Source organism: Candidatus Dependentiae bacterium (genome assembly GCA_003511165.1).
GTDB lineage: Bacteria > Babelota > Babeliae > Babelales > UBA12411 > UBA12411.
Genome location: DOJW01000001.1, coordinates 38713 through 59447 on the forward strand (window position 1 = coordinate 38713; position 20735 = coordinate 59447).

17 protein-coding genes and 4 tRNA genes are annotated in these 20735 nt (G+C 32.6%); 7 read left to right on the forward strand and 14 right to left on the reverse strand.

The genetic code is table 11. The annotated features are described in order from the left end of the window. Window positions 1–56 precede the first annotated feature (56 nt). Window positions 57–143: transfer RNA gene (locus DEA20_00210), tRNA-Leu, on the forward strand. A gap of 56 nt (window positions 144–199) precedes the next feature. Here DEA20_00210 and DEA20_00215 read toward each other — a convergent pair. Continuing rightward, window positions 200–1660 carry an Asp-tRNA(Asn)/Glu-tRNA(Gln) amidotransferase GatCAB subunit B gene (locus DEA20_00215; protein ID HBS47617.1) on the reverse strand — a complete coding sequence of 487 codons (1461 nt, stop codon included), beginning with the start codon at window positions 1658–1660 and terminating at the stop codon, window positions 200–202. Window positions 1661–1680: 20 nt separating this feature from the next. Beyond that, window positions 1681–3198, reverse strand: a complete 1518-nt coding sequence (locus DEA20_00220; GenBank protein ID HBS47618.1) for an Rne/Rng family ribonuclease — start codon at window positions 3196–3198, stop codon at window positions 1681–1683. A 291-nt stretch (window positions 3199–3489) separates the two neighbouring features. Here DEA20_00220 and DEA20_00225 point away from each other — a divergent pair, with 291 nt between their 5' ends. Next, window positions 3490–4194: a hypothetical protein gene (locus tag DEA20_00225; protein ID HBS47619.1), complete on the forward strand. Its 705-nt coding sequence runs from the start codon at window positions 3490–3492 to the stop codon at window positions 4192–4194. Window positions 4195–4270: 76 nt separating this feature from the next. Here the strand turns inward: DEA20_00225 and DEA20_00230 are convergent, their stop codons facing one another. The 11 genes from DEA20_00230 to DEA20_00280 all read right to left on the reverse strand — a co-directional run bounded on the left by DEA20_00230 (window position 4271) and on the right by DEA20_00280 (window position 18150). Continuing rightward, window positions 4271–4954 (reverse strand): hypothetical protein, encoded by a 684-nt coding sequence (locus DEA20_00230; protein HBS47620.1) that lies wholly within the window; start codon window positions 4952–4954, stop codon window positions 4271–4273. 13 nt (window positions 4955–4967) lie between these two features. Next, window positions 4968–5843: a peptidase E gene (locus tag DEA20_00235; protein ID HBS47621.1), complete on the reverse strand. Its 876-nt coding sequence runs from the start codon at window positions 5841–5843 to the stop codon at window positions 4968–4970. 92 nt (window positions 5844–5935) lie between these two features. After that, window positions 5936–7921, reverse strand: coding sequence for a primosomal protein N' (gene priA / locus DEA20_00240; GenBank protein HBS47622.1), 1986 nt, complete (start codon window positions 7919–7921; stop codon window positions 5936–5938). A 606-nt stretch (window positions 7922–8527) separates the two neighbouring features. Continuing rightward, window positions 8528–9283, reverse strand: coding sequence for a tRNA pseudouridine(38-40) synthase TruA (gene truA, locus DEA20_00245; protein ID HBS47623.1), 756 nt, complete (start codon window positions 9281–9283; stop codon window positions 8528–8530). A 148-nt stretch (window positions 9284–9431) separates the two neighbouring features. Further along, on the reverse strand, window positions 9432–10577 hold the full coding sequence (locus tag DEA20_00250) for a hypothetical protein (protein HBS47624.1): 1146 nt from the start codon (window positions 10575–10577) through the stop codon (window positions 9432–9434). A gap of 65 nt (window positions 10578–10642) precedes the next feature. Further along, window positions 10643–13066, reverse strand: a complete 2424-nt coding sequence (gene rpoD / locus DEA20_00255) for an RNA polymerase sigma factor RpoD (protein HBS47625.1) — start codon at window positions 13064–13066, stop codon at window positions 10643–10645. Continuing rightward, complete coding sequence (gene dnaG, locus DEA20_00260) at window positions 13063–14844, reverse strand: DNA primase (protein HBS47626.1); 1782 nt, start codon at window positions 14842–14844, stop codon at window positions 13063–13065. The genes rpoD and dnaG overlap by 4 nt, the downstream gene beginning before the upstream one ends. Before the next feature lie 139 nt (window positions 14845–14983). Continuing rightward, complete coding sequence (locus DEA20_00265; GenBank protein HBS47627.1) at window positions 14984–16513, reverse strand: hypothetical protein; 1530 nt, start codon at window positions 16511–16513, stop codon at window positions 14984–14986. A 107-nt stretch (window positions 16514–16620) separates the two neighbouring features. Then, window positions 16621–17409 (reverse strand): prolipoprotein diacylglyceryl transferase, encoded by a 789-nt coding sequence (lgt, locus tag DEA20_00270; protein HBS47628.1) that lies wholly within the window; start codon window positions 17407–17409, stop codon window positions 16621–16623. A gap of 7 nt (window positions 17410–17416) precedes the next feature. Continuing rightward, window positions 17417–17833, reverse strand: a complete 417-nt coding sequence (locus DEA20_00275) for a hypothetical protein (GenBank protein ID HBS47629.1) — start codon at window positions 17831–17833, stop codon at window positions 17417–17419. Next, on the reverse strand, window positions 17821–18150 hold the full coding sequence (locus tag DEA20_00280) for a hypothetical protein (GenBank protein HBS47630.1): 330 nt from the start codon (window positions 18148–18150) through the stop codon (window positions 17821–17823). Before DEA20_00280 ends, DEA20_00275 begins: the two co-directional genes overlap by 13 nt. Before the next feature lie 197 nt (window positions 18151–18347). On the opposite strand from DEA20_00280, the gene DEA20_00285 reads away from it, so the two are divergent. From DEA20_00285 to DEA20_00300, 4 genes are all read left to right on the forward strand, one after another. Next, a tRNA-Arg gene (locus tag DEA20_00285) sits at window positions 18348–18424 on the forward strand. 39 nt (window positions 18425–18463) lie between these two features. Continuing rightward, a tRNA-Ser gene (locus tag DEA20_00290) sits at window positions 18464–18555 on the forward strand. Window positions 18556–18621: 66 nt separating this feature from the next. Then, window positions 18622–18713: transfer RNA gene (locus DEA20_00295), tRNA-Ser, on the forward strand. A 32-nt stretch (window positions 18714–18745) separates the two neighbouring features. After that, a complete protein-coding gene (locus DEA20_00300; protein HBS47631.1) occupies window positions 18746–19267 on the forward strand; it encodes a hypothetical protein in 522 nt (173 codons plus the stop codon). Here DEA20_00300 and DEA20_00305 read toward each other — a convergent pair. Further along, a complete protein-coding gene (locus tag DEA20_00305; protein HBS47632.1) occupies window positions 19227–19691 on the reverse strand; it encodes a hypothetical protein in 465 nt (154 codons plus the stop codon). The genes DEA20_00300 and DEA20_00305 overlap by 41 nt on opposite strands. Window positions 19692–19937: 246 nt before the next feature. Here DEA20_00305 and DEA20_00310 point away from each other — a divergent pair, with 246 nt between their 5' ends. Beyond that, on the forward strand, window positions 19938–20612 hold the full coding sequence (locus tag DEA20_00310; GenBank protein ID HBS47633.1) for a hypothetical protein: 675 nt from the start codon (window positions 19938–19940) through the stop codon (window positions 20610–20612). Window positions 20613–20735: the final 123 nt, after the last annotated feature.

The following is a 20735-nucleotide window of genomic DNA, read 5'->3' on the forward strand; positions in this document are numbered from 1 at the left end:
TGACGACCATTTTATTAATGTTTAATATCGTTTATGTGAAATTTTTCAAAAAATTTGCCGAAGTGGCGGAACTGGCAGACGCACGGGACTCAAAATCCCGCGATAGCAATATCGTGTCGGTTCGACCCCGACCTTCGGCACCAAAATAAAAAAGGCTCCTAAATTTTTAGGAGCCTTTTTTATTGAATTAATCTAAATCTTACAAATGTTTCTTTAATAACTCGTTGATCAACTGTGGATTACCTTTTCCTTTTGTTGCTTTCATTGATTGTCCGACGAAAAAGGCAAAAAGTTTATCGTTTCCTGCTCTGTATTTATCCACATTGTCTTTGTTTTGAGCAATTACTTCCAAAACTATTCTTTCAAGCTCTTCCGGTGATGAAATTTGTTCTAACCCTTTTTCTTTGATGATAGTAAGTGGTGATTTTCCGCTTTCAAGCATCTCTGCAAAAACGTCTTGCGCGATCTTGCTGTTTATTATTCCTTTTTCTACTGTTGATACGAATTCTGCCATTAATGTCGGAGTGATTTTAGCTTGTGTAAGAGAAAGGTTGTTATTTTTGAGATACGCAAGTAGGTCGCGGAGCATCCAGTTACAAACCTGTTTTGGATGATTGCTTATTTTGACAGTTTCTTCAAAGAAGTTTGCAAGTTCAAGCGGATCTATCAAAATCTCAGCTTCATAGCTGCTTAAATCATATTCTTTTTGGAAGCGGTTAAATTTTTCTTGGGGAAGTTCTGGAAGTGTTTTTTTGATTTGTTTTATCCACTCTTCATCGATCATTATTGGTGGTATATCTGGCTCTGTAAAATATCGATAATCGTTTGCTTCTTCTTTGGATCTCATAGCAGCAGAAACTTGTTTTTTGTTATCCCAAAGTCGAGTTTCTTGATAAATTTGTTCGCCTTCTTCAAGCGCTGTGACTTGACGTTCAATTTCGTAATCGATTGCTTGTGATATAAATCTAAATGAATTTATATTTTTGAGTTCGACTTTTGTTCCAAGTTTTTCTTGGGATTTTTTCCTTACAGATATATTTGTATCTGCGCGGAAAGAACCTTCTTCCATATTTGCATCGCTCACGTCCAAGTATTGTACGATTTTTTTGATTTCGCTCAAATATGCTTTGGCTTCGAATGCGCTTGATATATCAGGATAACTTACGATTTCAAGCAGTGGTGTTCCTGCTCTGTTTAAATCAACAAAACTTTCGCCATGTTCGCCGTGAATATTTTTGCCAGCATCTTCTTCCATATGAATTCTGTTGATTCTAATTTTTTTGCTAGAACCATCTTCGAGTGTGATCTCGATGAATCCTTCCTGGCAGATTGCGACTTCACCTTGTGTTATTTGAAAGTTTTTTGGCAAATCAGGGTAAGTGTAGTGTTTTCTTGAAAATTCATTTTTGCGTGTGATTGCGCAGTTTGTTGCAAGTCCAGCCATTATTGCAAAATCAACAACCTTTTTATTTAAGATTGGAAGCGTTCCCGGGTTGCCAGAGCAGACGGGACAAATATTTTTGTTAGGTTGCTGCCCAAATTTATTGGGACAACTACAAAATATTTTTGATTCTGTTTTTAGCTGAACATGTATTTCAAATCCGATGTTTGCTGTGTAATCAGGATGTTTTTCAAGAACAGTTTTTGCTTCACTTGCCATAAAATTTCCCTTTTTAAATTTTACGATTTTTCAATTTTAAATAAAGAACCTTCAAAGTTGTCATTGGATTCTAAAATGATTTTGCAATTTATTTCTTTTTCTAGTTTTAAAATTGATTTGTACTCTTTTTCTGTTAAATAGTCAAAAACTACAGGTGATGTTACGAGAGTTGCAGTTCCATGATGGTTTTCACGCTTTACAGAATCTTTGAATAATTGAAGTACTTCATAACTGATTGTTTGTGTTGATTTAACAAATCCATAAGAGTTGCAGCACTCGCAAACTTTGGTTAATTGTTGTACTAATGTTTTGCCGGATCGCTTTCTTGTCATTTGAACTAAACCAAATTCAGAAATTTTGAGTGCGACGGTTTGAAATTTATCCATCTCTTTTAGAGTTTTCTCAAAAAATTTGGATAATTTTTGTCTATTTGAAGAGTTCGACATATCGATAAAGTCTATGACAATTAAACCGCCAATATTTCTAAGGCGAAGTTGGGTAACTATTTCTTCTGCAGCTTCTATGTTTGTTTTGAAAATTGTATCTTCGAGGTTATTTTTTCCTATAAATCTACCAGTATTTACGTCGACTACAGACATGGCTTCTGTTGTTTCGATGATTAAACTACCGCCAGATTTTAGAAGAACTTTCTTTTGTAGTGCTTTTTCGATTTGTTTTTCTACGTCGAAAATTTCAAAAAGAGGAGATTCGCCGTCGTAAAATTTGATTTTGTAAGCATGTTCTGTTGTGGTGTCACGCACAAATCGATAAAGTCGTTTTTGATCTTCTAGATTATCTGTTAAAACAGCTTCTACATCATTATCAAGATGATCTCGGATTACACGTAATGTTATAGGTAAATCTTCAAAAACTTTATCTCCGACAGCAGCTTTTTTGAATTTTTTTATAATCGATTTCCATATTGAAATCAAAAAAGCGAGATCTTTTTTGATCTCTTTTTCGTCTCTGTTTTCAGCTGTTGTTCTGATAACAACGCCCATTCCTTTTGGTAAGTTTTTAATTAGAATTTCACGTAGGCGTTGACGTTCAACTTTATTTTCTATTTTTTTGGAAATTCCGATTTGTGGAATATTTGGCATGAGTACAATCAATCGTCCAGGAAGGGTGAAGCAAGTGGTTAATTTTGCACCTTTACCATAAATAGGTTCTTTACTTACCTGCACCAAAATATCTTCATTTTCTGAAAATATTTTGCTGATATCCATTTCTTTTTTAATTTTGCGTTCGATCTCATCTGCATTTGAATCAAAGTTTGCTTCTTTGTTAAATTCTATTGTTTTTTCAACGGCTAGTGCGCGATCGACTTCGGTGATGTGTAAAAAACCAGCTTTTTCTTGTCCGATATCTACAAATGCGGTTTGAATTCCAGGTAATATTTTGGCGACTTTACCTTTAAAAAAACATCTTTCAAGTTCTATTTTATTGCCTGAATCCAGATAGATATCTTGAAGTTTTTTGTCTCGGAGCACAGCGACTCGCGTTTGCCATGCGTTATGGTTTATTAAAATTTTTTTCATTGATATTAAATCCTCTTAATGATGAAGGAAGCTTGCACATGTTAATTTTTATTATATTTAACATGCAGAAGTTTACTTTTTATTTGCATAATATTTTTATACTTTGCTATTTAAACAAAATAACAACCACAGTATATATAGTATTTAAAATATAGTGAATTTTAGATCTTTTTGAGTAGCAAATAGCAATAAAATGTGATATTGTATTCAGCGTATGATACTTTTTGCATCATATAGGTATAAAACAAGTTCATTTTAGTTCTGTTTGATAATTTTTAGCGAAAGGGTAGAATGAAAATTCTTACAAATAAGATTTTTAATGTAACATTGGTTCTTTGTTTAGTTTCCTTTGCGGGTTGTGGCAAGAAAAAACATACAACAATTCAAAAAACACCTGTAGTAAAAGAAGTAAAAGATAAAGCTGCAAATACAGTAACTCCAGCTTCAACCGAGTACGCATTTGATGAATCTATTCCAAATCTTGAAAATTTCTCATTTGTCGAAGACAGTTCAACAGAAGCAAAAGACAAAAAAAGCAATTTTGTAGCAGAAGCAGATCTTGAAATCGATGATCAAGATTTATCCGAAGCAATCAAAGATGCTGAAGAAGTTTTAGCTTCTAACTCAAATGAAAATTCTGAATTTGATCGCATTATGTTCGGTTTTGACAAAGATAATCCTCTTGAAGGACAAGATGAAGTTATTAAGAAAGATGCACAAAAAGCTGCCGAATTAATATCTCAAGGAAAAAAAGTAAGTATCAATGGTCACTGTTGCCAGATTGGTCAAGCAGATTACAACCTGGCGCTTTCTCTCAAAAGAGCAAACAAAGTAAAAGATGAGTTCGAAAGACTTGGAATATCACAAGACAATGTAAAAGTTGTTGGTTGTGGACAAGAAAATCCACTAGTAAGTTCCAATTCAGATGACAGAACTTCAAGATTAGCAGAACTTGCTCCAAATAGAAGAGCAGAAATTTTGGCTTTGACAAAATAAATTTACAAATAAGTTTTAATAAAAAAGAGCTCCAATAACTTGGAGCTCTTTTTTATTAGTTTGGTAAATCTATAGTTTAAAAATTGGTTGATAAATTTAAACCTAAAACATTTGTTGGTATCCATTTAGGGGATGATTCTGATCTGTTATATTCAATCATGAAATAAGTATCTAATTTCACTTTATCATTTACTAATTTGATTTCAGCGCCTATTGCGGTTCGATTTCTATCAACATCATAATTATGGTAACCGTAATACAGTCGATCATAAATATATATGGTACCATTCTTTGACTTTAGAAGGGTCATGCCTGGCTTTATAGAACCATAAGACCAATTTCCTTTTGAGTGTCCTACAAATCGCTGTGTTGCCGTCAAATCTATAGAAAAATCCATTTTAAACATACGTATTTTGTTTTTCATATAAGTATTGATCGCCAGCTCATGAATCCAGGGTTGAAAGACGCCGGTGTCAGAATTGGTCATTGGATAAAAATCATTTTCGAATCCAACTGCAAAACTTTGCTTTCTTGTGCTTTGTAAGATGATTTTTTCTTCTACTTCATAGAATCTTATTGTTGATGGATGATCATAGATCCATAGTTCAAAATCGTTACCAAGTTTTAGGTTTTTAGCTATATAACCTTCCATATAGTTTGAATGTCGAATTTGCCAATGTCCTGCAAAAATATTTGACTTATTTAAGTAAAATAAAATTGAGAAGAGAAATATTTTTTTTAGTAGCGATTTGATATTCATATTTCCTCTATATTTATTTTTGATAAAGCATTTCTATTGGCATAAGTTCTTCATATTTTTTTATTTTAACTTCTTTTATTGCATCACCTTCTTTGAAAACTTTATATGCATTAGACGTTTCTTTGTAAGAAATTATTTTGAATTTGTCATTGATAAATTCAATTGCACATCCTTCATCTGTTGCAATTCCCCATTTATTTGTTTCAAGGATTCTTTTTTTAAAATCATTGATTCTTAATTTACCTTCTGTTCCGGTGTTAAAATGTGGACAATTTATTCCTTTAAAAAATCCTAAGCCGGGTGCAATTATATAATGCCAATTTTTTTGATTTGTGAATGATAATGAATCACTATGTCCACCTTCAAACCAGCAAATTGATCCTGCGCTCGTTCCACCTAAAACTATTCCTTTTTCCCAGGCTTCTTTTAAAATTTTATCAAATCCATATGTTTTCCAAAGTGCGATCATGAATAAAGTATCTCCGCCACTGATGTAGACTATATCGGAGTTAAACACTTTTTCTTTAATTTGTTCTATTGTTGGATTTTCTTTTACCAAAAATAATGTGTCAGTTTTTACATGTAATTTTTTTTGAAAATAGTCTAAATAATCTTTGCAATATTTGTCATCGTCAGAGTGACCTGTTGGTACAAAAAGTAATTTTGGATTTTCTTTACCTGAGAGTCTTACCATTTCTTGATCGGCTGTTAAGGTGACATCTTTTTTATAATCTCCACCGCCAATGGCAACTATTTTTTTAGTAATTTCTATTTTCGATATTGATCGAATATTTTTTTTATTATTTTTATAAAGATAAAACATAATGCTTCCTAAGATCAAAAAAGCTAAAATTGTGTAAATACTTTTTTTAATTAATTTTGAACACATATTTTCTCCTGTTAAAATTTGTTTAAACAATCAAAACTGATTTAAAAAAATAGAATTTTTAGAATTAAATAATCAAGTTTTTAAAATTAAAGCTAAAAATTTATATTTAGATAAATAGAGCTGCTAAACAGTTTGAAATCGATAGATTTTAGTAGAGTATGAAAAATTGTGAAGTTTTTTGATTTTAGATAAATTTGGCGAATTTCTATCTTTTGTATTTTATAGATCGGTGGCTTGCATGGACCGAGTATGTCGATTTCTAAGTTTAATGATTTAATTTTTTGTTCGAGAATACTAAATATTTTGGAAGAATCCGATTCTATTTTTAAAATATTTAAATTTTTTATCTCGATTTGCAGTAGATAGTAAATTGGAGGATATTTTGCAATAGTGCGAAATTCGATTTCGCTTTCATAAAAATCTAGATAATTTTGTTCTGATAAATTGTCGAAAACATTATGATCTTGCATCACTTGCATTATAACTTTGCTAGATTTACTTTGTCTTCCAGCTCTACCTGCGACTTGGATTAGCTGTTGTAAATTGGTTTCGATTGCATTAAAAACTGGAAAATGAAGACCCAAATCTGCCCAGAGTACTCCGACTAATGTAACATTTGGGAAATGGTAACCTTTTGTGATTGTTTGCGTACCGACCAAAATGTCGATTTCTCCAGTTTCGAATTTTTTTACAGTTTCGTGCCATTTTTTCTTTTTTGATGTTGTGTCCAAATCAGCACGTTCTATTTTTGCTTGTGGGAATATTTTTTCAAGAATTGATACTACCTGCTGCGTGCCTATTCCTTTTTTTATAAAATTTTCACTATTTACTTTGCATTCGGGGCAATTTGCTGGAAGTGTTTTTGCGTAATTGCAGTAGTGACATTGAAGCGATTCGCCTTTTGCAGATTGATGCAGTGTTAAGCTTACTGAACAGTTTGGGCATTTGAAAACAAAACCACATTCTTTGCAAAGTACGAAAAAACTAAATCCTCGTCGGTTTAAAAAGATTAAAGCTTGTTCTTTTTTATCCAAAGTTGCTTTGATTTCAGTTTCGAGTTCTTTTGATATCCAAAAATTGCTGCGTCTATTTTTTTCTTTTAAAAACACTTTTTGGATTTGTGGAAATTCTCCACCAAATCTCTCTTTAAGTTCAAATAAATTCCATTTTTTTTCTTTAACATTCAAAAGTGAGGAGAGTGAAGGTGTAGCGGATCCTAAAATAATTGGAATTTTATAAGTAAAAGCGCGGTAAATTGCGAGCATTTTACTATTTAGTTTTGGTGATTTTTTTTCTTGATAATTAGTTTCATGTTCTTCATCAACTATTATTAATCCTAAATTTGAAATTGGAAGAAGAATTGGCAGATGAACACCTAAAATCAAAACTGGAGTTGCATTTAGCAACGCTTCCCAAAGTTCTCTTTTTTGTGAGATTTTGCTTGCACTGTGAAAATTAAATATTTTTATATCTTTGGAAAGCGTTTGCTCGAATATTTTTTGAAATTGCAAACTTAGTGAAACTTCCGGTGTTAAAAAAATGACAGTTTTGTTTTCTGAGATACTTTTTATAATTAATTTTTTATAAACTTCTGTTTTACCAGATCCGGTAACACCATAAAGTAGGGTGGGTTGATACGATGGATTTTCTATATGTTTTGATACAAAATCAACTACATTTTGTTGTGGTAGAGTTAATTGTACAGAGTTTTGAAAATTAACATCTTGCAGAGGAATATCCGGAGCAACATTTTTTGAATCATCTTTTTCAAATAAAAATGATCGAATTCTTTGATAAAAATATTCTTCATTTATAAAAAATATTGAAGAAAGTTTTTGAACATACAAAGGGAAGTTATCGTCGGCTGGTAAAGGCTCAATGTTTAGTGCTTTTTTTATTTCAAAACTGATTTTACTTGGTAATTTTGTATAAATTTCTTGCACTATTGCAGGAATGATTTTGCTTCTTATCGGAACCTGTATTATTGTTCCTTTGAGATTGGTTTGATCCCATTCTTTTGGAATTTCATAAAAAAGAGGTTTTGGAAAACCTTTGAGTAATTTTACTTTTACAAACATTTTTGCTTCTTTAAATTATTGAAATTTTGTTTACGAAGTATATAACTTTTTTGTTTATTAAATAAGAAGCAAAAGAATATTTATTAAATCTCCTAAAATTTTATAAACTTTGGTTTAATTTAGTTTAGGTAAATAATTTTATACAATATTTTTTAAATTATTGGATTTATCTTAAATAATAAATGTATAAGTATGAAGTTTAAAAAGTAGCTTTAAAAGCGGTGATTTGTAATTGCAAAATGCATTTTAATTGAGTTTTTTGCTTTATTTTATATAAAATAAAATATTTTTTATTCATTTATTTGACAAATAGACTGTTAGTTGCTCTATAATAAAAATATAGAAGATCATCATGAATGTACAAAAGGTGAGTGGTAATTGTAAGTTAGTTTTAAAAGGAGAACTACAATGGCTGTAAAGAAAGTAAAAAAAGTTGCTAAAAAAGTTGCTAAAAAAGTAACAAAAAAAGTAGCTAAGAAAAAAGTAGCCAAGAAAAAAGTAGCTAAAAAAAAATAGCTAAAAAAAGGCTGCTAAAAAGACTTGGTAATTATCTAGGTCTTTAAGTAAGTAAAAGGGAAGAATTTAAACTCTTCCCTTTTTTTATTCTTATTTTTTATAAATTATTTTTCGCAAACATAGTCCGCAAGCTTCTGCTTTAGTCAAAATTTGGATTGGGGATGGTTTTTCGATTATCTCTTTTAAATAATCTAGCGATAAGTCTTCTTTTCTTGCGATATCAAGGGCATATCCAACCATTCTTCTGATTTGAAACCTTAAAAATGATTTCCCGCGAATTTTTATTTGTAACATTTTGAATCGATCATATTTTTGCATAGAAATGCTGTTTATTGTTCGAATTGTTGATTTTGTTTCTTCTGGGTCAAGTTTACAAAAAGATCTAAAATCATGTTCGCCGATGTAAAGGTTTAGCGCTTTGTTAAGTTTTTCAAAATCTAATGAATTTAGATAAGAATAATGCCAGCCAAACCGTGCTACAAAAGGTAGGGGTTTGCTGTAAAAAAGATTGTAATAATAGGTTTTTTCTTCAACATGGAAAAGTGGATTAAAATCACTTTGAATTTCTTCACCGGAGCGGATTACAATATCTTTTGGAAGTAAATTATTCCATGCGGTGATTATTGTTGATAAATCGAGTTTTAAATCTGTGGAAAATGTTGCAACCTGTCCAAGAGCATGCACGCCACTATCGGTTCTCGATGCGCCTAAAATAGATATTTTTTCATTGAAAATTTTGAGGAAGCTTTTTTCAAGTGTATTTGTGATTGTTCTTTGATGAGGTTGCGATTGCCAACCTTCATAATCTGTTCCGTCATAGGAAACTATAATTTTGATTTTTTTCATCGATATTTTAAAATATTTATCTAATTAAAAACCCCTACCCAGACTAACGTCATGGACAGGGGAAATGGAGGTTATCTATATTAATAGACCAATTCTAAAGAGAGATCTTTTCAATGTCAAATCTTTTTTAAAGAGAGGTTTATCAGTTTTATGATCTTTTTGCTTTTTGATAAAGGCTTTCGAATAGTTTTGCAGAGGCTTTAATATCGAAATTTCTATTTGCAAGGGCTATATTTTCTGCTTTCATTCTGTTTTTCAAATTTGGGTTGTAATAAAGCAAAAAAAGCTTTTCTGCCAAGTCTTTAAAATCATTTATTTTTATTAAAAATCCATTTTTTCCATTTACAATTACATCATGTTCTGTGTTGCTGTGTGTTGTGATGATTGGTAGGCCAAAGCTTAATGCTTCCAGTAGTGCTATTGATAAACCTTCACTTTGCGAGGAAAGTGCAAAGCAATCGAAGTTTGGATAAAAATTGAAAGAGTTCGCTTGCATGCCTGTAAAGTAAATGTTTTTTGCGATATTTAGTTTCTCTGCTAATTTTTTTAGATTTTCCATTTCTGATCCACCCCCCACTATGCAAAGTTTGATATTGGTATGATTTTCGGAGGGCAATTTTTTAATAAATTCAGCAAAAGCTAGCAGCAGAATGTTGTATGATTTAATAGGTTCCAATCTTCCTACAGTTCCTATCACAAAATCATTTTCATCAAATCCAAATGATTTGCGGTTTATATTATTGGTGCATATTTGCTGCATGATGCTGTCCATGTCGATTCCGTTTTGGATCAAAATCAGTTTTTGCAAAATTGTATTTTGGAGTTTTTTATTGCATTTAGAAGTCAGAGTTTCTTCAAAGTCTTTTTTCACACTTTTGGATACAGCTACGAAGTAAGTTGGTATTTTAATTGTTTTTTGTTCAAGCAAGTTGCGCAATTTGCTTTGACTTGAAACGTTACCATGGTAGTCGCAAATTACTGGGATATTTAATAATTTTGCTACAATTCGACCCAAAATATTTGCCGACCAAAGAGCTGTGTGTAATACATCAGGTTTTAATTTTTTGATAAGGAGTAAGATTTTGATTAGTGCAAAAGGATCGTAAATAGAAATTAAACCATCAATTTTATAAGTTTTAATACCGAGTTGCTTTATTTTGTTGAAGTTTTCACCCATGTAAAAATAAATGATGATATGCTCGTTTTGGGTATGGTCGAAATTTTTTAGAAGATTATATAGAGCCGCTTCTGCGCCGCCGATTTTTAGACTAGTGATGAAGTGAACTACTCTCATATTGATTTATAGGTGTAAATAGTAAAAGGCGGCTTTATAATCAAAGCCGCCTTTTTTTGTTTTAATTATTCTAAGTCGTCGTCATCTGCTGAAAAATCAGAAGATCCAAACTCATCTTGATCGGAGAAGTTATCCATTTCTGGTAGAATTTCAACATCTTTTTCAAAGAATGACTGAAGCTTTTTGCTGCGTGATGGATGTCGTAGTTTTCGCAGTGCTTTGACTTCAATTTGTCTTATTCGTTCTCTTGTGACAGAAAAATCTTTTCCAACTTCTTCGAGCGTATGTTCAGACGCTACATCGATACCAAATCTCATTTTTAGAACTTTTTCTTCACGAGGCATGAGTGTTTTTAAAATTTCGCGAACTCGTTCTTTAAGGTTTGAGTTTACGACTGCATCTGCTGGTGAGTATTCATTTTCGTCCTCGATAAAATCTTTAAGAAATGTATCTTCACTATCGCCGACAGGTGTTTCAAGTGAAACAGGCTCTTGCGATATTTTGATAATGTTTTTGATTTTTTTCTCATCGATTCCAAGTTCTTTTGCAAGATCTTGGTAACTAGGTTCATGGCCAAATTCTTGAATAAATGAGCGAGTGATTTTGTTAATTTTGTTCAATGTTTCTACCATGTGAACTGGGACACGGATTGTTCTTGATTGATCTGCGATTGCGCGTGTAATTGCTTGACGAATCCACCATGTAGCATATGTTGAAAATTTGAATCCTCGTTCGAACTCAAATTTTTCTACAGCTTTTAGTAGTCCTATATTTCCTTCTTGTATTAAGTCGAGGAAGTGTAAACCGCGATTGATATATTTTTTGGCAATATTAACAACAAGTCGCAAGTTTGCTTTTGCAAGGTCATCTTTTGCTTGTTTATCTTTTACTCGGCCGCTTGAGTAAAGTCTGAAATATTCGATTATACTTTCTTTTGGCAATCCAGCTTCAAGCTCGACTTTTTTTATAAGTTTTTGAGAGGCGCGAATATTTTTGTCTAAATTTTCTAATTGTTCAAGGTCATCTTGTTTTGGTAATTTGATACTTTTATAAAAATTAAGTTTTTCACTGTCACTTTGGATTTCAAGTTCTTTTTCCTGAATTCTTGAAATGAACTTTTCAATTTTTTTACCAAATTTGCGAATTTGCTTGTTTGAGATGTTTATTCTTCGTACAGCTTCTACGATGGCCATTCTGTTTTCTTTGACCTTATTTAACATCTCTTTTTTGGAATCTTCATTGTCGAGAAATTTACGATAAGACTTGTAAATCTTATCTTCGTTTTCGATCAATTCTTTGATGCCATTTATGTGGTGCAAAAATTTGATTTTTTCTTCTTCAAATTTTGGAGAGTTATCTTCTTCGTTAAAGTCCGAGAATTGTACGATGTCGCGAAGTGAAAGCGGATCTTTATCTATTTTTTCACCAATTTGTAAAAACTCTTTGTGAACAAATGGGAAGAACGAGATTGCTTCGATAGACTCTTTTTTACCTTCGACGATTTTGTTTGCGATGATTTTTTCTGTTTGTTTGTTAAGAAGAGGTATTTTACCGATTTCTTTTAGATAAAGTTTTACAGGGTCGCTAAGTTGTGATGGTTCTACAAGCTGTTTGATACGGCTAATATCTTTTGTGATATCTTCTTCGTCTGAAGGTTCGCCATCTTCTTCTTCGGATACTGCTTCTTCGAGTGTTCTTTCCAGGTTTGCTTGAATGGAGTCAAAAGAAACAGCTTCTGTTTTTTCTGCATCTTCAAAACCGTCCATACCAGATTCGAGCTCTTCTTTAGATATCAAATCGATATTTTCTTTGTCGCAGATTCGGATAAGTTCTTCAGCGTCATCATCTGCTAATTTGTGTTTGCTGCAGAATAATGCGATTTCTTCGTAAGTTAAAACGCCTTCGCTTTTTCCTCTTTCTACTAAAGTATCTACTTCGTTTGGGATGCTGCTTAGAGATTCTTTTTTATCTTCTGATTTGGATTCACCGCTAGCAATTTGTTGTTTTTTTGCGATTTTGATTTTTTTGGAAGCCGCCTTTATTTTGGCAGATGTTGCAGCCGATTCTTTAGCAGGTTTTGTTGGTTTCGTTGCGGCTTTAACTTCTTGGGGCGTTTGTTTTGTTATTTTTACTTCAGGAGCTGATTTTTTATCTTTTATTGCTATTTTTATTTCTTGGACCGGTTCTTTTTTGGGTATTTCTTTTTTAGGAGATTCTTTTGGGATTGGTTGTTGTTTTTTGAGGGGTTCAATCTTTTTGACCGGTTCTTGTTTTTTTGGCGTTGCAGTTACTTTGATTTTTGTTTTTTCTAAAGTTGGTTTTAATTTTTTTTGTGATTCAACTTTGTTAATTTTTTTAGGTGTTAATTTTTTGATAGGCTTTGCGCTTTTGGTAGTCTTTGTACTAGATTTTGCCGATGTTTTTGAAGCGGATTTTTTTGTAAAAGTTTCTTTGATTTTGGTGAATAATTTTTTTAATTTTTTACTCATAATATTCCTTTATTTTTCATTTCTTCTTTAAGATAAGCAAACTTTTTAAGGAGCTCTTGTAGTTTCAGTGGATCCTGCATCTTTTGTGCTGCGAGTATCTGGTTTTTCACATTGCTTACCGCAACCTTCCATCTTTGTTTTTGAAATTGCATAATTAACTGCGAAAATGTCTCGAAACTGATTTGGGGATCGGAGTTTATCATCATATTGTATGATATCCAATCCCTTTCTTCTGTGTTTAGCTTTTCTAAAAAAGCTGTAAATCGATTTCCCGCTTGCAAGTCAGTGACTTTATCTATTTTCTCTAAAAAATATCTGATCTGCATTTCAAATTGGGAAACAAGTTCTTTTTCTATGGAAAAAGGTTCATTCAAATCTATTTTACTGAGTATAGCAAATAAAATCTTTTTTTCTAGCTGGTCGATATCGTTGAAATGTCCTGGAATATTGTCGTTTTCTTTGTTTTCTTCTTGTTTGCTTTCGACTCGTTTGTGCCCTTCGTTTCGCAGAAACTCTTTGAGCGTTTGCAGCGAAATTTGCATTGTTGCCGCCGCCTGGCTCAGAAGTAACTCTTTTTTAAATTTATTATCTATTTTGGCGATCACAGAGATAATTTTTTCTGAAATCTCCATTTTTTCTGAAATCGTTTTGTTTTGAAAAGCATCGGTAGAAGTTTCGAGAAAAAATTCAAAAATATCTTTTGCGTTAGAAATTAGTGGTTGCAGATCGTTTTTACCTTGAAGGAACGATGCAGGGTCATGTTGCTCTGGTAGGTGAATTATTTTGAGCTCCAAGTTTGCGTTCCAGCATAAATCGACTAGGCGAAGAATCGCTTTTTGGCCAGCTTTGTCCCCATCGTAGAGAACATATAAAGTTTTGATAAATCGAGAGAGCAGTTTGAGGTGGTCATGATTGCAGGCGGTGCCGAGCGTTGCAACTGTATTTTCAAATCCATGTTGCCACATCATAACGCAGTCGGTGTATCCCTCGACCAAAAATGCGTTTTCTTGTTGTTTCATTTTTTGCTTTGCAAGGTCGAAACCAAAGAGGAGTTGGCCTTTTTGGAAATGCGCAGATTCTTTACTGTTGTAGTATTTTGCGCGTTCGTCGTTTTTTTTGAATATTCGTCCGCCAAAACCTACAAATCGTCCTAAAGTGTCGCGGATAGTGAAGATGATTCTTTCTTCAAATGGCGAATAATAAATATTACCACTTTGACTTAAAAAACCTATTTCAAGTAGATCTTTGAGCATTACGTTTTTGGACTGCATCGCTGTGATGAAATTTGTGACAGATTTTAAACCGCCAGGGAAATATCCGACCATGAATGTTTCTATACTTTTGCTGCTTATCTGTCGGTCGGTTAAATAATTTAACGCTTCTTTATTTACAAGTAACTGTTGATGCAACCAATTTGTGATTGCTTCGCAAATGTAGGAATGTCGATCTTTTTCAGATTTTTGATTTGCAACTGTTGTGGAAAATTCTTTTTCAAGAGTTTGTGGGATGGTGATGTTGAAATGGTCGATGAGATGTTTTGCCGCTTCTAGTTGAGTCATATTTTCGATTTTTGCGACAAACGAGATTAGGTCTCCGCTGCAGTGACAACCAAAGCAGTAGAAGATACCTCTATCTGGGCTGACTGTGAATGAGGCATCTTTTTCGGAGTGGAAAGGGCATGTACCTTTGTGGTAACTTCCTGCCGGTTTGAGGCTGACATATTCGCCCACAACGTCGAGAATGGAAAGGTTTGATTTTAGAAAATTAAATAATGACATTTTTCCCTATTTTGCTTGCGAAATGCACTGATTTTTAAAATCAATTTTAGCATTCTTTTGCAAAGATACAAACAATAAAGAGCAGGTTTTTTATACCTGCTCTTTGTATTCAAATTAAAGTAAAAATAGAGATTTAAATTTATCTGCTTAAAGATGAAGTTGCGATTGCTGCAGCTAGTTGCGATGCTTTTGGCATAGCTTCTGATGTTAAACCTTTTAATCCTGCATATCCCGCACTTAATCCTCTTGCTCCAAGCTGTGCGCTGCTAGCTAAAATCCTACCTCCTGATGAAGCCATGCTGCCAAGTTCTTTGATGGTTGCTATTCCACCATTATGTCCAGCCATCCAGGTGAGTTCTACTGCACCGGCTGTCATAGCAGCAGTTCTAGCGATTAAAATAAATCTTGGATAAGCATCTTGAATTTCTTGAGGTATCAATTGGATCGCTAAGCGAGAACCTAGCCCAATTCCAGCTCTTGCTGGATAAGTTATTGTAGAGAGTATATTTTGAATTGATTCTGGAGTAAGTGTTGTATAATAATCGGTTGTTTTTCTTTTTAAAAACAAACCTACGCTTGGGCTTGCTGCAACAAGTGCGGCTAAAAGTATAACTGGGGCTGGTATAATTTTTTCTATAATTGGTAAATGTCTACCAACACCAAATCCAACTCCTAATGTTATTCCCATCATTATGTCGAAAGAATGTTGCATATTGTTAAATTTGTCATCTAAGCCATGAAAGCGTTGTATTATAGAAGATTGTCTAGTTTCAGCTTCGTTATGAACTGTTACAAATCCTGCATTCATATCTGTTGTTAATTTTTCTACGTTTCCGCCGATTCTTACTAAAATTGTTTCTTGATCATCTAGTTTTATTTTTACTTGATCTAAAAGTGCTTTTAAGCCATTTTCTGATTCACGAATTTGTGTGCCGAGTCTAGCTTCTGTGCCTGCTATTATACCAGAGAGATGAGTTTTTGTGTCGGCTATTTGTTTACCAATAGCTTGAGTTGCCGAGCCAACAACTGTATCCGTATGATCCCTAGTTGCTCTACTAGAAACTTCTATTTTTGAGATCAACTCTCTTTTTGTACTTTCTTGTTGTTGTCCGTGTATTACTTGCGTTGCTTGTATACTGCTTAATTGGTGGGATTGTGCGTCTATTGCACTTTTAGTTTTTTCGCCTGTTTTTTCCATGCGATCTAATTGTTCATTTTGTGCGTTTAAGGCAGCTTGAGTAGCAGTTAACAGTTCTGTATGTTCTTGATGAGTGTGTTCTTGATCTTGAATTCTTTTAGCAGAAGTAGCGGGAAGTAATAAGCAGCTTAGGGAAGTAGCTTGAGGAGCTGGTTGACTAAATAAATTTCTTCTTTGTGGCAAACTCGAATCTATATGTCTAAATAGTGGTAATTTAGCGCCTGATGTTGCACTGCTTGATGGGCTACCTATTGGTGATTCTGATGGGTGTGATTCTGAATGAATCAGTACTGATTGTGATACATCTTGCGATCTTTCTGATGTCGGTGCAGAAGCTGCTGACGGTGCTGATTGCTCCTCCCAAGGTAATCCTGTTTCAGCGCAAATATCATCCTCTTTTGGCCCGCCTGCAAAAATATTTGCATTCAAGCCGAAGTTTAAAAGTAATAAAATTAAAAATGACTTTTTCATAATAAATTCCCAATTTTTCACAATAAAATGAAATAAAATAATTTAATGTTAGGGTTCAAATTACTTGATAAATTTTAATGATGCAAATGGTCAAAAAAGCTTTAAAATTAGCAGTTTTTTCCACTTTTTTTTATCAGTCTGAGGTAAATTATTGCAAAAACTGCGAAAATGCAAATAAATATCGCAATAATTTGTGCAAAAGAAATAAAGTTGAAAAGAATAATATTTCGATCTCCTCGCCAAAAATCTACGAAAAATCGAGCAAAACCTTCCAAAAATAAATATGTGAATAAAATTTGGCCAGAAAATTTGGCTTTTTTGCTTGCCCAAAACTGCAAAATTATGAAGATCATAAAAGATGCAAAACTTGAGTAAAGTTGAGTTGGGTGGAGTGGAGTATTTAGTGGTGCCAAACACTGTGGGCATTTGTAGTGGACTGCGAATATAAAGTTGTCACATGTTTGCATTCCGTAGCAGCAACCGGCCAAAAAACAGCCGATGCGGGAGATTGACTGCAATAAGGGAACGTAAATTGTTATTAAGTCCAAAAAAGGCAAAACAGGGACTTTTTTAGATTTAAGATAAAACGGCAATGTGAGCAAAATTGTGATTATGCTTCCGAGCAAACTGAAACCACCATCCCAAAGATAAAATATTTCGATCGGGTTTTGCATGAAAGCAGAGTAGCTTTCGAGCACATAGAGCAATCTTCCGCCTACAATTCCGCCTAAAAGGCCGATAAAAAGTGAGTCAAAAAATGTAGCAGGATCTATAATTTTTTTACGAATTGGGTTGTGAAGTGTCAAAACTGCAAAAACTAAAACGCCAAGCGCAATCATCACGCCGTAACTGTTTATCCAAAGTGGTCCGTAAATATGTAAAATCCGTGGGTACATTTTTATCCTAACTTTTTATTCGATTAAAAACTGTTTTTATTAAATCAAAATATTGGGGAATTTCGTGAGTAATTTTTTCTGCGAGTTCTTCGTTGTAGGAGTGGGAAGTTATATTTCTGGATTCTATCATTTTTATTGCAAGATCATGTTCTTCTTGTGAAAGTATTCCGACGTTTTGGCTTTCTTTTAAAACTGGTTTTGGTCTTATGATATCAAGCTGCATAGAGTATTCATCTTTTAAATAATCGCTTATAAATTTCCAAAAAATATCGGTGGTAAATTCGAACCTTTGGATAATAGAATCTCTGAACTCTTGATAATCGTTCAAATCTGTGAATTTTTTATTTTTATATTTTTCAACAGATCGTTCTAAACTGTTGATTGATTTTTCTAAAGAGTTTTGTCTATTTTTTATTTTTTCCATAATATGCCTTCAGCTTCAATTTCTGCTCGCATTTCTTTGGATATAAGATTCATATCAACAACATCAATTTTTTGTGGGATGTTGGTTGCGTTTAAAACATCTTTTATTTCAAGCATGATACCAAAATCTATCATTTCTCCTGTATTTAGCGCTATATCTATATCAGAACTTTGGCGGAAATCTTGCCTTGCACGCGAACCAAAAAGATAAATTTGAGCCTCTGGCAAAATTACAGAAATTAGATCGATTATTTTCTTTTTAGTTTTTTCATCAATGTTTTTTAACATTTTTGTCTCCATTTTTATTGAACAATGCATAAAAGCATATCGACAATAGTCTTTATTTTCAATTTAATTAGTATTTACAGGTTTATTTTACTTGATAGAGAAGTTTTGATTTTTTAGTGGAGTAGAATAAAATCGAAAATATTAAAAAGTTAGAAGACAAAGCGAATATTTTTGACTATACTTCTTTTTATCTTGAAATTTTTAATTTTGAAATTATTTGTTTGACCGCGCCCATAGCTCAATTGGATAGAGTACCAGACTACGAATCTGGCGGTTAGAGGTTCAAGTCCTCTTGGGCGCACCAAAATATGCGCGGTTATTTTTACAAATTATTTTTTGGCGCGGAGAGATGGCTGAGTGGTCGAAAGCGCGTGCCTGCTAAGTGCGTATACGGAGAAATCTGTATCGAGGGTTCGAATCCCTCTCTCTCCACCATATTTTACTGAATCGAAAACTGTGACGCGCGATGAAACTTAAAATTTCAAAATTTATATCACTTCTGGAGAGATGGCAGAGTGGTTGAACGCGGCGGTCTTGAAAACCGTTATACCGTGAAAGCGGTATCGGGGGTTCGAATCCCTCTCTCTCCACCAAAATTTCTAAAAATAAAATTCTAAAAAAATATATGAACAAATTATCAGTTATTTCTTACGGTTTTCATAAAACAATTTTTGGTGAATGTTTAATAGCATTTTATGATGGCAAAATTTGTCATTTTTCATTTTATGATCGAGATAAATTAAGTGCATTTAACATTCTTAAACAAGAGTGGGAAAGTGCAGAGTTTATCGAAGATTCTTCCTTGGCTACCAAAACAATAAATAAATATTTTAATTCCAAGCAAATATCAAAAATAGATTTATCCAATTTATTTTTATCAGGAACGCCTTTTATGGTAAAAGTTTGGGAACATCTGGTTACAATACCTTTTGGCCAAATGCAATCGTATAGTGATGTTGCAAAATCAATTGGAAAACCTACTGCAACTAGAGCAGTTGCTAGTGCTGTCGCAAAAAATAAAATATCTTTTTTTATTCCTTGTCATCGTGTGATTCAAAGTTCTGGAAAACTTGGAAAATATAGATGGGGGAGTGAGCGGAAACCAGCTATTTTGCAGTGGGAACGCCAGATTTTGTTGTTGGATTAAAATCTAAAAAATTGGAATTTTGTAGATTTTCAGGGATGTTTTGAATATAAACACCTTGTTGCATTATGATATTATTATCAATTTTCAAAATCTCACTAACTCGCAATTCTACATAAAAATCGGCTCTGTTTGGAGCCATAATTTGTTTTTTATTTTTTTTGTTTAAATCTAAGAAAAAACTTCTAATATTTGTAGCTTTATTCGATTTTTCTTCTCGCAAAATTACTTTTGCTTGTGGCAATATTTTGGGGATGGCTGGTTTAATTTTTTTAAATTCAGCGCCGAAACTTTTTTGGTATTTACTTAATTTTGTTATTTTTACAGCAGAATCAGTATCATTTATTACTGTAATAATAGCGCTTTTTAGATTGCTTATCGCAAAAACCAACATCATTAAAAATTTTGTCTTATTTAAATTTTTCATTTGTTCCCCCTAAAACAAGTAAAAAATTATCAAATATGCTTAACTCCTTATAAATACAGGATAAATGAAATGTTTTTCAGATTGCAATAAAAAATAAAAAAGGAATTTATTATCCCTTTAACAGTTATCCCTATTTTTTAATAAAATTGTTTTTTTTAGTTAACTCTGTTTAATAAAACAAAAAATATTGCTTTTAAATTTAAATAAAATTTAAGATTCATTTTTAATAAAACAAAGGAGATTTAAATGAAATTTTTAAAACCATTTTTATTATTGTTTTTATTGGTAACATCTATTTTTGCAGCCTTTTATTTACATTCCAAATTTACAAAACATAGAGTTTACATTTTTGCTATGGAGGAAGAGTTCAAAAAATATAAACCGATGATTGAAAAGATTGAAAAAAGAACTTTGAATCCGGTTCAAATCGAAAAAAATTTACCTTACAAATTGTTTTATGACAAAGTTTATATTGCAATTTCGCAGGAGGGTTGCGATGCAGCTGCTTATGTCACGCATGATCTTTTAGCAAGATTTAATGTAAGTGAGATTATAAATATTGGATCTTGTGGAGGGCGAAAAAATCGTGTCAAAATCGAAGATATTATTTTGGTATCAAAAATTTATGACAGTGATTTTTTTGTGCCTAAAAAATTAAAAGAGCCTTTTGTAATTGTAAATGAATTTAATATTTTGCAAGGGTTATTTAAAACCAGAGAGGGTGTTCTTGGTTCTGGTGATCAATTTGTCATGAGTGATGCAAATCTTCCAGCAGAAGTTGATATTGTTGATATGGAGGCATACAGTATTCAATTTGTTGCTGATCGATTTAAAGTTCCAGTGTATTTTATCAAAATTGTTAGCGATTATTTAGATTACAATCAATTCAAAAGTGAGATACTTGAGCACAAAATTCATTAGACCTATTTTGAAATCCTTAGCTATCTTAGTCAAATCCTTGAATCTTTATCACCGTTAGCCCTGACTTATCATTACCCACATCTTTTTACTAATCTAAACTTTTATGACTTTATATGAAAATAA